Source organism: Limosilactobacillus sp. (genome assembly GCF_051873035.1).
GTDB lineage: Bacteria > Bacillota > Bacilli > Lactobacillales > Lactobacillaceae > Limosilactobacillus.
The window spans coordinates 15,867-27,821 of the sequence record NZ_JBJEEL010000072.1 but is presented as its reverse complement, the minus strand read 5'-3'; the positions used below and the strand labels follow the sequence as shown (position 1 = coordinate 27,821).

Sequence of the window (11,955 nt, the reverse complement as noted above, 5' to 3'; positions counted from 1 at the left end):
CAAGCTTGAGGATCACGACCGCCTTTTTCAATACGTGTCGTTATGGTGTGCTTACCTTTGGCTATTGGTCTGGTTCTCTTTTTTGATAATTCATGAATCATGAGATTGGAAGTCTTCAATGAAACGGGAATCCTGATTCGAAAATGGAAGAAGTTACGATAGCCATATGCGGTTCGCTTGATTACCTTGATTTTATTATTAGTGCCTTCGATTGGCCCGTTGGTTAGTTGGGTGTGAAAGTCAGTGATGATCTCCTGGCGGTGCTTGGCGAGGGTTCGCTTAACTCGTCTCATCGTGATTGGTAAATTATTCCGCTTGATTAACTGGTTCAATAAAGCCTGATTATGGTTACCAATCGCGGCTATTAAGTCTTGGTAGTATTCGTAGGTAGCCCTTAGCTTAGGTAATCTAGTTAGCTTTCCTTGGCCATTAATAGCTTCCAGTAATGCTTCAAAGCGTTGTCTTTTTTCTTTTTAAATCAATGGCACAGCAAGTAACAAAAAACGGTAAAGAGCAGAGTATTTTTAGTGACTTACGCCTAGTAAAAAACTTCAATGAAAATTTTGTCAGTTGCATGAAAAGCAACGCTTAGCTTCTTAGGAACGTTTATAATTAAGGAAGATTATGTTGAAGAAGGTTGAAGCTAATGAAAAATTATAAGCGAATGGCTAGCGTACTGGCATTAGGCCTGTTAGCGACGACTCTCACGGCCTGTGGTGCGAATAAGACGGACAACAGTGCAAGTTCTAGTAGCACCGTCAAAACAAGTCAGAAGGCCGCTGATACGCTTGTAGGAGCCTACCAAAATACTCAAAAGGGTACAGCCGTTAAGTTTAACGCTAATGGCACTGGACGGTATGTCTACGCCGACCCGGTTAATAGTGATACGGATGATCAATTGACCTGGACAAAGACCGGGGATAATGAGTATACGCTAAAATTTGACGATAGCGACGTTACCAGTCCGGTTACTGCCCACCTTTCCGGTAATCAGTTAACGTTAACTGGTGATAGTAATTGGGCCACGGATTCGATGAGCCGGACGACTGCTAGTTTAAATCTTGATAGGTACCTGGCCGCCCACCATGGTAATAGTGACAGCCAGCAAGCTTCTTCGTCAGTTGACCCTCGCCGCGTCGGTGCAATGGCCTTTCAAACCACTTATAATGGTATGCCAGGTCAAGAAAGATTCGTCTTTAATAGTAATGGCGGTACCTATTCCTTTAACGAGGCAAATAGTGATGACGATGGTGAAGCCATTGAATATAAAATTAAAGGGAATACAGTTACCTATTGGCGAGCCGGTGACCCGACAGCTAAGCATACGACCAGTATTCAAAGTCTAGCAAATCAAACGGATTCTGAACAGATTGATAGTATCGTTTCGCATACCAATTAGATTTAGAAACTACGTAAAAGGCCCCCTAGCATCCAAATTCGAATGCTGGGGGACCTTTTTTACTGGTATTTAGTTTTTGGGCAAGATAATTCGTTGTTCAAACCAGTGGTCATGAGAACTGCGGTCATTGACGGCTTGCGGGTAGTGACCCAAAATAATCCGCAGGTTTCGTAGACCAATATGGTGGCTAGCGTTGAGGTTAAAGGTGGTGGAATTAATGTCGAGCTTGGCAAGGTCAATTTGACTTTCCTTAGTCGAATTACCAACCACAATGAACTGAGCATTGTCATTTTCGTAGAGACTCAGGTCAAGCTTCTTTTCTGGTGATTGTTGGGCCGCGTAAATGGCATTATCAAGTAGAATCGATAACACACGAATCACGTCAACCGGCTCCATCGTTTGTGTAAGGTCAATCGGCTGGGCAACTTCCAATAGGGGCGAAAGCTGCTTTTCTAGGGCCGTCATCAGCTTGCTATAGACGATCGACTTAATCCCGGAATCCTGGATGTTTTGGAGGTTGTTTAAAACCTTAGTTGGGGCGTTAATTAACGGTTCAGTTGAGCTAGCAAGGTTATCAATCTGGTTTTTAGCATAGTCCAGATTATTGGTATCCAGGGCACTCTTGAGCGAATATAAGATGTTCTTGTAATCGTGTCTAAACCGGCGCATGTCGTCGTACATTACTTCCAACTCACTGGTGTAGTTTTCGAGGTTATTTAAACGGACGTTAGCATAGTAGAGGGCGTCATGCTGGTGGATAAACGTAGCGGTCAGAAACATGATAAAAAGCGCGAGGAGGTAATAAGCGGTTGCGGCGATTAACGCAAAGTTATTGACCGCCTGAACATGAAAAGTCTGGACAATAGCGTGCGGATTAAACTGAAAAACGTAAAAGAAGTAGCTTAGCGGGATGAAAAGGAGGCTTAGTATTTCCTTAACCCCAGAATATTGAAGGAAAATAATTTTGAAATACTGGTCAAATAACCGGCGTGAAACTAGTATAATTAACAAAGCAATCAAATAAATAATGGGGATTAGGATGAAGAAGATAATCCTGCTTGCCTGTGGTGAAACCATGGTCAGCAAGCGGGCCAAGTATAACCCGATCGCTGAGGCAAAATAATAGACGAGCATCGCGACCCCAAACTGGGCGATGATCGTCGAAAACTGTTCCTCATTCGGGTTGGCAAAGTAATAAACAGCAGCTGCCGAACAAAGGGTGATGATCAAATCATTCAGAAAAAGGTTGGGTTGTAAAAAGAGTTCTACCACCCCAGAGATTATGTAAAATATCAGAGGAATTCGCCGGTGCGAAACGTGGCGGTAGGTTCCCCAGAATAGTAGGGGATAAAAGAAGAATGCCTGAATAATGTAGGTCCAGAGATAGACGGGACTGGCCGCCTGAATAAAGGGGTTATTAATGTTAAAAAATGTCATTACAAATGTCTCCCAAAAGAAAGGTGTCAATAATGAGCAAACAACTCAGTAAAACTTGTCCCAATTGTGGTAAGTTGAATTCTATTCATGAAAGTTATTGTACTAATTGTGGTCATAAATTACCAGTAAGCAGTGAAAAAACGGTTGGTTATACCCGTCCCCAGTCGAAGCGCCAAGCGATGATCGTTTTTGCAATTCTCGGTTTAGCCCTGTTTTTAGGCGTTGTCGGGATCTCAATTCGGCAGAATCAAGAAATCTTGCGCACCTCTTCGATTAACGCAATCCCGTTTAAAGTTGAGTTCTTTGATCACCATAACCACCAAGTGATGGTCCGCTATTTAAAAGGAGAAACGCGAAAATCCCGTAACGGGTACGCTACGGGAACACTTAAGGTAATGACGACAATGAAACATGGTCATGGACAAAGTGTGAGCTACGTTGATAGTCGGGCAGCCAAGTCATTAGTTATTAATTCGTCCCCGAAGATGACTTTTTATTACAACCACCGTTACGGGAAATTTAATGATTACGGAAAGTGTAAGGTTAGTGGACAGCCAACGATTAAACGTTTCCGGATGATTAAGATGGATTAATTACCAGCATTGGCAATTTCTGCGAGTCGATTTAACAAGGCAGTGTTTTTTAGCCGGGATAATGGGCACGGTGTGGTACTTCCCTTAAGGATAACCAGGTGTTCATGGGTATTGATCTCGGCTACCTTAGAAATATTGATCAAGCACCGCCGATGGCTCCGGAAAAACAACGGCGATTTTTTCTCCAGAGTGGTTAGTGAGCCGTGAACGGTGATTCGCTGATTATTGACTAGCTGGAGGAAGGATTGGTGGGAATTAGCCGGATTAGGTGAAAAGTAGATGATATCTTCAATGTTAATTCGGGTATAACCTGTGCCAATTTTAAGTAGGATGGTTGGTAAGGCAAACCGGCGGGGCTTATGTTGGGCGACCTTTAGTGCCCGTCCTAAGCGCTCCTTAATATTGTCCTTGTCCTTAGCAATAAAGTCGAGGGCCTCGGCCTGGTACTTAAACGTAACTGGTAAAAGTTCATCATGGACGGTGATGAAGATAATCGTCGCGTAAGGATCATGCTTACGAATAAGACGACTTATTTTCAACCCGGCCTTTTTATCGTTATCGATTTCCAGGTCCAGTAAGTAGACGTTATCGATACTTGCTGCCGGTAAGCGGTCCTTGAATTCGGCAATTTTGGAATAGGCCTTAATGGTCGAGATGGCAATGTGTTGCTCCTGGGCAATTTCGTTAATGTCTTTTTCAAGGCTTACTTGTTCTACCCACTTATCTTCGAGAATAAAAAGGTTCATCGTATCGCTTTCCTCCTTAGATAAAATAGTTCGGTAAATTGATCATAAGTGAGATTTGACGTTAGAACTATAGAATTAGTTCACTTACTTAAGAAAATTACCGTTAGATGAAAAATTAGTTTCTTAGCAGATCAAAGGGCGGACTGGTAAAAAAGTGCTTGACGATCCTGGGCTCTTTCTCGTATAATTAAAACGTTGATTAGTTAACATTATTCCGGCATAGCTCAGTTGGTAGAGCACTTGACTGTTAATCAGGTTGTCGTCAGTTCGAGTCTGACTGCCGGAGTCGATTAGAGTGTCAGTTTTACTGGCACTTTTTTTATTACCTTCAGATACCATTATACGCGCTTAATAATCTTAAGTTGAAAAGGATTGCAAGGTTAACTATTAAAAACAAATGGTCGAAAATGGCAAAAGTACCAATCAAATACCAATGATTCCTCATTAAAATCTTATTTTTTAATTGACGACGTCTTAGCCGACGCTTATAATTGAACTATTCTGAAATTTTAAAAGATTAATTTTATCTTTTGGGATGAGTATTTAAATTTAATAATCCATTATCAATATTTTGGAGGAATTATATGAGTAAAGAGAGAAATGTGGATACAGCCTTCTTCGGGCAACCACGAGGACTGTCCACTCTGTTCTTCACCGAAATGTGGGAACGGTTTAGTTACTACGGGATGCGTGCCATCCTGCTATTCTATATGTACTATGCAGTTACCAAGGGTGGCTTGGGGATGGACCAAACCACGGCGGCATCAATCATGTCAATCTACGGATCACTGGTTTACCTCTCCGGGGTGGTTGGTGGTTGGTTGTCTGACCGTGTTTGGGGACCACGCCGGACCGTCTTTATCGGTGGTGTCCTCATCATGTTTGGGCACATCGCCTTGTCGTTACCATTTGGTGTTTCTGCACTGTACGTATCAATTGCCCTAATCGTTATTGGTACCGGTTTGCTGAAGCCCAACGTCTCGGAAATGGTTGGGGGCCTGTACAGCCCTGAAGACCGGCGGCGTGATTCTGGTTTCAGTATGTTCGTCTTCGGTATTAACTTGGGGGCCGCAGTTGCTCCATGGGCGGTGCCGTGGGCTGCTAACGGCTTTGGCCTTAACCTGTTCCATGGTGAAATGAACTTCCACGCTGGGTTCTCCTTAGCCGCTATCGGAATGTTCTTTGGCCTGATTCAATACGTCGTTGGTGGGCGGAAGTACCTATCAAAGGATAGCCTGTACCCAGACGACCCAATTGAAAATGATGACCTACGTCCGGTTATTATCTGGACGTTAGTCGGGGTTATCGCCCTGGTTATCATCCTCGGTTTACTGGCAGCACTTGGTCAATTAAACATTAACAACATTATTACGTTAATTACAATTATTGCCATTGCCCTGCCGATTTACTACTTCATTATGATGTTAAACTCCAAGAAGGTTACTAAGGTTGAAAAGTCACGGGTGCTTGCTTACATCCCACTGTTCATTGCCGCTGTTATCTTCTGGGGAATTGAAGAATCAGGATCCGTTGTCCTGGCACTGTTTGCTCAACAACGGACGATCCTACACATTGGTGGCTGGCACTTTGCCGCCGCTAACTTCCAGACGTTAAACCCACTGTTCATCATGATCTTAACGCCGGTCTTCGTTACCCTTTGGGACCGTTGGAAGAACCAACCGAGTGCCCCTGGTAAGTTTGCCGCTGGTTTAGTATTTGCTGGTTTATCATATGCCTTCATGGCATTACCAGCATTGATCCACGGCACTACCGCTGGCCGGGTTTCACCATTCTGGCTGGTCGGTTCCTGGTTTATCGTTGAAATTGGTGAAATGTTAATTTCGCCAATCGGTTTGTCCGTCACGACACGGTTAGCACCGACGGCCTTTAAGTCACAAATGATGAGTATGTGGTTTATGGCGGATGCTGCTGGTCAGGCGGTCAACGCTCAAATTGTTAAATACTACTCATCCTCAACCGAAGTGCCATACTTCCTGACGATCGGGATTGTAAGTATTGTCTTCGGTATCATCCTGATGTTCTTCGTTAAGAAGATCCACAGTCTAATGGGTGGCGTTGATTAATCAGCGTTGTTACCTAATGTGAAAAGAGTAAGGGCGACACAGAGATGTGTCGCCCTTACTCTTTTTTTGACTAAAATTAAAAAAAGTACTTGCATTTAGGACCGAGATTAGGTATTATAATAAACGTTGATTGATTACATCAGTTAGCGCTTCTAATGGAGGAGTAGCGAAGTCTGGTTAAACGCGACGGTCTGTAAAACCGTTCCTTCGGGTTCGGCGGTTCGAATCCACCCTCCTCCATCTTTATTATTGGGCTATAGCCAAGCGGTAAGGCAACGGTTTTTGGTACCGTCATGCGCTGGTTCGAATCCAGCTAGCCCAACTGTCTAAAGCTTACCACGTGTTGGTAAGCTTTTTTTATTACCTAAGAAGGGGAGTAGGACCGTGCCAAAACAGGGAAAATTTGCAAAGTCAACCCGGCGCAAGCAGTTAAATAGCTTTAAAGTTAAGCGCCGGGAAGGAAATGGAAATACAATTGCCAACGATCAATTGACGGACTTTTTACTGGTGCGGTTTGCGTTAACGGCCAAAAGGCGAGTAGCCGTGGACGCCCAGGAAACCTGTCAGCGCTTTTTGATTGAGGTAAGTGAACAATTACGGACTTACCAGGGGGACCTGTCCCAAATCGTCCCCGGCCTAGTGATCAAGCTCAATGCACAGGTTCCGTGGCAGTTCTTCCAGCAATTGCTGGCTAACTGGCCGCTGTTACAGAAATTCTTGGTTAAGGAGTTGCCGGCGGTTCCCTTAGAAAGACGTCTACGGATTACTAAGCAGGTTGATACTACGACCTTAGCCTATTTGATAGCTGTTCAGTTAGCGACCAAGGGAGCGGCGGCTACCTTCTTAAACCGCCCGCAAGTAGCGGCAGCGATTAAGAAACAGACCGCTCAGTTATTGCTGGCTAGTCTATATCATGATGGTCAAGTTGACTGGACGAAGGTACGCGCCTTGTTGGCGCCGTTACCGTATCAACCAGGGACTGACCTAGATGGGCCGACTAGGGAATGGCTACTTCAGTTAAGCCAGCAATAGCTACTTGACAGGACGAAAGTTTTTTTGGTATAACTCAATTATCGATAAACAAAACGGCTGTGGTGGAGCAATCACCATGGCCGTTTTGTCGTGAAAAGGAGAATTGAACGTGAAAACAAGTAGTAAGCATACCTATTTGGCAATTATGTCACTAGCACTATTAACGTTTATTGGAATTTTAAATGAGACCTCGATGAACGTCACTTATCCAGGCCTATCTCGCGAACTGGGAGTTTCTTTGGACACCATTCAATGGATTACCACCGGTTACTTACTGATGGTAACCATTACGATGGGGACAACGGCCTATTTACTACGCCAGTTTGCGGCCCGCCGTCTTCAATTAACCGCGGTTTTGGCGTTTATTATTGGGGACCTTATGTGTGCGTTGACGCCCAACTTTAGCCTACTGTTACTTGGTCGTTTAATTCAGGCGGTTGCTACCGGACTATCAACGCCGATTCTCTTTCACCTAATCTTTACCGAAATTCCCCGGGAACGTCTTGGTGCAATGACCGGATTTGCTGGAATGGTAATTTCGTTTGCCCCCGCGTTGGGACCGACTTATGGCGGTTGGATTTCGGCCATTACTTCTTGGCGAATGATCTTTTGGCTCCTCTTGCCCTTCGTTTTGATTAGTTTAGTGCTGGGGCAACTTTATATTCGTAACGAGCCACTTGGTAATGATAAACGTTTCAGCTATGGTAGCCTAACCAGTTTGGCGGTGGCCTTATTTGCGGTCGTTTATGGCTGCGCAACAATTGGCCGCCAGGGAATTAGTTGGCGCCTGTTGATTTGGCTGCTGGTAGCGGTGGTTGCCTTTACCGCTTTTGTCTACATTAATAACCATGGAGAATCACAATTATTTGACCTCCGAATCTTTAAGAATAAGTCATTGCGTTTGTCGACGTTAACCTACTTTAACTTGCAATTTATTAACATCGGAATTTCACTAGTAATCCCGCTTTATGCTCAATACGTGTTGCACGCTTCATCAACGGTGGCCGGTCTAGTTTTACTGCCGGGTTCAGTTTTCGGGGCCTGCCTAGCACCGTTTGCGGGACGGCTGGCAGATGGACAGGGCTTCGCCAAGCCGGTAACCTTTGGTGGCAGTCTTTTACTAATAGGGGCCTTGTGCTTTGTAGTCTTTCAGCCCCGGTTGACACCGTTGCTGGTGATGACCTTCTTTATTATTTTACGGATCGGCTTTAACTTCGCCTTTGGGAATACGATTTCCAACGCCTCGGTACTGGTGGCGGCCCGTAATAGTGCAGACGTGAACTCGATCTTTAATATGGTCCAGCAATTTGCCGGGTCACTGGGGACCGGATTTTTAGCCGCGGTATTAGCGGTTTTCCAAAATAATGGTCAGGGGACACTAATGGACCGGACCTATAACGGCGGTCGCGTTGACTACCTAATCCTGGCTGTATTAGCGATTGTAGTAGTACTCGCAATTGTGGTTAACTATCATTGGCAAAAACAAGACCAGAGTCGAGGACAGCATTAAAGTGTGATAAAATAGGGGCTTGTAATAATGAACGTGAGAACTAATAGAGGGAGTGAGCATCGTGAGCGAACAACCATTCGTTCCGCTGATTTTAGGAAGCGACTTTAATGCCTATGGAATGGCACGGTCAATGTATGAAAAGTATGGGGTGAAGTCCCACCTGTATGCCCGCGCGGAACTGGCACCGACCCGTTTTTCTAAAATTGTTGACCTACATTTTGATCCGGATTTGCAGAAGCCGGCAGTCTTTACCAAGACCCTAATCAAGGCAGCCCAGCAATATATTGACCAGGGTAAAAAAGTAGTTTTGATTAGTTGCGGGGACGACTATACAGAACTAGTTAGCAAGAACCGGGCGGAACTGGCTAAGTACATGGCAATTCCATACGCTGATTACGAGTCAGTTTCCCAGTTAACGAACAAGGAGGAATTCTACAACGTCTGCGAAAAGTACGGACTACCGTACCCGAAGACGGATATCTTGAAACCGGACACGGATTACAAGAACTACCAATCACCGTTTGACTTTCCAGTGGCTCTAAAGGCGGCCGATGCGGTGGAATGGCACAAGGGTAACTTTGAAGGTTACGAAAAGGCCTACATCATTAATGATGCGGACCGTCTCCACCAAGTTTTGGAGACCATTTATGAACACAGTCCGTACAAGGGTGACTTGATTCTCCAGGAATTTATTCCGGGTGATGATAGCAACATGCGGACCATTAACTGTTATGTTGGTAAGGACCACCAGGTTAAGCTGATGAGTCTTGGCCACCCGCTTCTAGAGGAGTGCGAACCGGCGAACATTGGTAACTATGTTGCGATCATGCCCGCTTACGACCAGCAAATTTACCACAACATCAAGCAGTTCTTGGAACAGGTTGGCTTTACTGGCTTCGTTAACTTTGACTTAAAGTACGACCGACGGGACGGCCAATTTAAAGTCTTTGACCTAAACCCACGGCAGGGCCGGAGTAGTTTCTTCGTTTCACTAAACGGCCACCAGTTAGCTACCTTCCCGGTTGAGGATTATGTCTTTAACAGTCTAGATGACCAGGACACGATCTATGCCAACCAGGATCCGGCAAAGTACCAACTTTGGCTGGGGGTTTCAAAGAAGACCTTCTTAAAGTATGCTAAGGATAACGAAATCAAGCAGGCAGCTGAAAAGCTGATTCGAGAAGGACATTACGGTACAACTTATAGTTACAGTAAGGATATGAACTTTATGCGCTGGCTGTTGGGCAAGCGAATCGATGCGGTTTCGCAAAGAAACTTTGCCAAGTACTTTGTAATGAAGAAGTAAATCAAGATCATTTGGACACGGGGGAGCAAGGCAGAATTAGTAGTGACTTCTGCTTGGCTCCCCTTTTACTTTGCGATTCTGGACGATAGAAAATAATATTCAAATAAGTCCGCCATTGACTGTTGAATTCACTCGCGGGCAATGTGATAATATGGCTGGAAATTATAATTACGAAAGAGATCAATAAATAGATGATAAATTCAATCGTTCACTTCATGGTTGAAAACCAGACGTTTACACTATTTATCTGTGTAGCGCTCGGATTTGCCATCGGAAGTTACAAGATAGCAGGCCGCTTCAACATTGGGGCGACGGTGGGGACCCTAATCGTGACCCTAATTGTGGGACAAATTGGGGCCTTCCCCCGAAATGAAATGCTGGGGACCATCTTTTTTGGGGCCTTCATGTTCTCGGTTGGTTACCGGATCGGCCCCCAGCTATTAGTTAGCCTCAAACTGTTTGGAGTCCGGATTGTGTTTGCCAGCCTTTTTTGGATGTTGACGGCCTTCCTGGTTTCCTGGGGGCTGTTTGTTGCCTTTAAGATTGGGCCGGGCATTGCGGCTGGGATTATCTCCGGTTCTTTAACCCAGTCAGCAACCGTTGCCAGTTCATTGCAGACGATCGGGGCATTACCGGTCAGTAAAGCAGTTAAGGCAACCTATGAGGCGCAGCTACCAGTCGCCTATGCCCTAACATACGTCTTTGGGACCCTAGGGGTAATTATTTTTCTTCGTGACATCGCCCCGAAGATCATGCGGATTTCCATTGAAGAACAGGGACCGTTGATGGCCTGGAAATACCACTTCCATGCTAAGAATCCTAACCCAACCTGGCGGCGGACCTACCTGATTGCCGCTGACTCACCACTTGTCGGTAAGACGATCGTCCAGTTTAATCGCTGGTCAAACTACCACCTGATTGCATTAGCAGTTTTTCATGGTCACGAAATGACGGACCACCTTGAATATGAAATTAAACCGGGCGACCTGGTAACCGTAATTGGTTATGCGGTCCACTTTGACCGTCTTCATGGTATTAAGGGGATTAAAGAAGTCCTGACCCCCACCAATGCGCCGCGTGAACGGAAGTTTGTTTTAGGAAAGGGCTTTAAGCCGGTGCAATTGGCTATTTTACGTCAGCACGGTGTCTTTATTAATATCCAAGACCCGAATACGGGGAATGAACAGTTAATTAACCAGCTCCAGTCGGGGAACGTCATTGCCTTAACCGGTAATACTTCGCGGACTGCTAATATCCTCCACCAGATGGGCCGGTGGCAGACGAGTGAAAATGCCATTAATTATTCACTCTTTGCCCTAGGAATCGGTGGTGCTTCCCTTTTGGGGATTGTTGGATTAAAATTAAATGGTATCCCACTTCAGCTGGGTAACGGAACGGCGGCACTCATCATGGGCCTGGTACTTAGTTCGTGGATCAACCGCCACCATGACTACAAGTCGATTCCCGAGACGGTGACTTCATTTTGTCAAAGTGTTGGTCTGACGATCTTTGTTGGAACGGTTGGCTTGCAGTCAGCACAGGCGTTTACTTCGGCAGTTAAGAGCCTTGGTTTTGGTGTATTGATTGTGGGAGCGATTATTACGATTGCTCCCCACCTGTTGACCTTGTTGTTTGGTCGTTACGTTTTACGAATCGAACCATTAGCACTAATCGGTGCATTAGCCGGTTCCGGTACGAGTGCGGCGTCAATGAGTGAAGTTATTCAAAAAGCGGGGCCAGAAGGGGGCGCCTACTTTGCGGCAGCCTTTACTCCCGCCTTCGTGGTCGGCAATATTGGCATCACCCTGTTGGGACCAATTTTTGTGGCGCTGCTAGCCTAATGAAAAA

9 protein-coding genes, 3 tRNA genes and 1 pseudogene are annotated in these 11,955 nt (G+C 45.3%); 10 read left to right on the top strand and 3 right to left on the bottom strand.

Translation table 11 applies throughout. The features are described from left to right. Positions 1 to 128: 128 nt before the first annotated feature. A pseudogene (locus ACI31H_RS07515) lies at positions 129 to 443 on the bottom strand (transposase); the annotation flags it as partial. A gap of 203 nt (positions 444 to 646) precedes the next feature. Between ACI31H_RS07515 and ACI31H_RS07510 the strand changes: the two are divergent. Then, positions 647 to 1,399, top strand: coding sequence for a DUF3642 domain-containing protein (locus tag ACI31H_RS07510; RefSeq protein ID WP_439771362.1), 753 nt, complete (start codon positions 647 to 649; stop codon positions 1,397 to 1,399). 69 nt (positions 1,400 to 1,468) lie between these two features. On the opposite strand, the gene ACI31H_RS07505 is transcribed toward ACI31H_RS07510, so the two are convergent. Then, a complete protein-coding gene (locus tag ACI31H_RS07505; protein ID WP_439771361.1) occupies positions 1,469 to 2,836 on the bottom strand; it encodes a GHKL domain-containing protein in 1,368 nt (455 codons plus the stop codon). A 32-nt stretch (positions 2,837 to 2,868) separates the two neighbouring features. Between ACI31H_RS07505 and ACI31H_RS07500 the strand changes: the two genes are divergently transcribed. Beyond that, positions 2,869 to 3,429, top strand: a complete 561-nt coding sequence (locus tag ACI31H_RS07500; protein ID WP_439771360.1) for a zinc-ribbon domain-containing protein — start codon at positions 2,869 to 2,871, stop codon at positions 3,427 to 3,429. On the opposite strand, the gene ACI31H_RS07495 is transcribed toward ACI31H_RS07500, so the two are convergent. Continuing rightward, on the bottom strand, positions 3,426 to 4,175 hold the full coding sequence (locus ACI31H_RS07495) for a DNA-binding response regulator (RefSeq protein ID WP_439771359.1): 750 nt from the start codon (positions 4,173 to 4,175) through the stop codon (positions 3,426 to 3,428). The two genes, ACI31H_RS07500 and ACI31H_RS07495, sit on opposite strands and share 4 nt — an antisense overlap. A gap of 213 nt (positions 4,176 to 4,388) precedes the next feature. On the opposite strand from ACI31H_RS07495, the gene ACI31H_RS07490 reads away from it, so the two are divergent. From ACI31H_RS07490 to ACI31H_RS07455, 8 genes are all read left to right on the top strand, one after another. After that, a tRNA-Asn gene (locus ACI31H_RS07490) sits at positions 4,389 to 4,461 on the top strand. A 298-nt stretch (positions 4,462 to 4,759) separates the two neighbouring features. Beyond that, positions 4,760 to 6,259, top strand: a complete 1,500-nt coding sequence (locus tag ACI31H_RS07485; protein ID WP_439771358.1) for a peptide MFS transporter — start codon at positions 4,760 to 4,762, stop codon at positions 6,257 to 6,259. A gap of 157 nt (positions 6,260 to 6,416) precedes the next feature. Continuing rightward, positions 6,417 to 6,499, top strand: a tRNA-Tyr gene (locus ACI31H_RS07480). 10 nt (positions 6,500 to 6,509) lie between these two features. After that, positions 6,510 to 6,581, top strand: a tRNA-Gln gene (locus tag ACI31H_RS07475). A gap of 62 nt (positions 6,582 to 6,643) precedes the next feature. Then, positions 6,644 to 7,291 carry a hypothetical protein gene (locus ACI31H_RS07470; protein ID WP_439771357.1) on the top strand — a complete coding sequence of 216 codons (648 nt, stop codon included), beginning with the start codon at positions 6,644 to 6,646 and terminating at the stop codon, positions 7,289 to 7,291. A 145-nt stretch (positions 7,292 to 7,436) separates the two neighbouring features. Then, positions 7,437 to 8,801 (top strand): DHA2 family efflux MFS transporter permease subunit, encoded by a 1,365-nt coding sequence (locus ACI31H_RS07465; protein WP_439771363.1) that lies wholly within the window; start codon positions 7,437 to 7,439, stop codon positions 8,799 to 8,801. Positions 8,802 to 8,862: 61 nt separating this feature from the next. Beyond that, on the top strand, positions 8,863 to 10,107 hold the full coding sequence (locus ACI31H_RS07460; RefSeq protein WP_439771356.1) for a carboxylate--amine ligase: 1,245 nt from the start codon (positions 8,863 to 8,865) through the stop codon (positions 10,105 to 10,107). A 191-nt stretch (positions 10,108 to 10,298) separates the two neighbouring features. Next, a complete protein-coding gene (locus ACI31H_RS07455) occupies positions 10,299 to 11,948 on the top strand; it encodes a TrkA C-terminal domain-containing protein (protein ID WP_439771355.1) in 1,650 nt (549 codons plus the stop codon). Positions 11,949 to 11,955 lie beyond the last annotated feature (7 nt).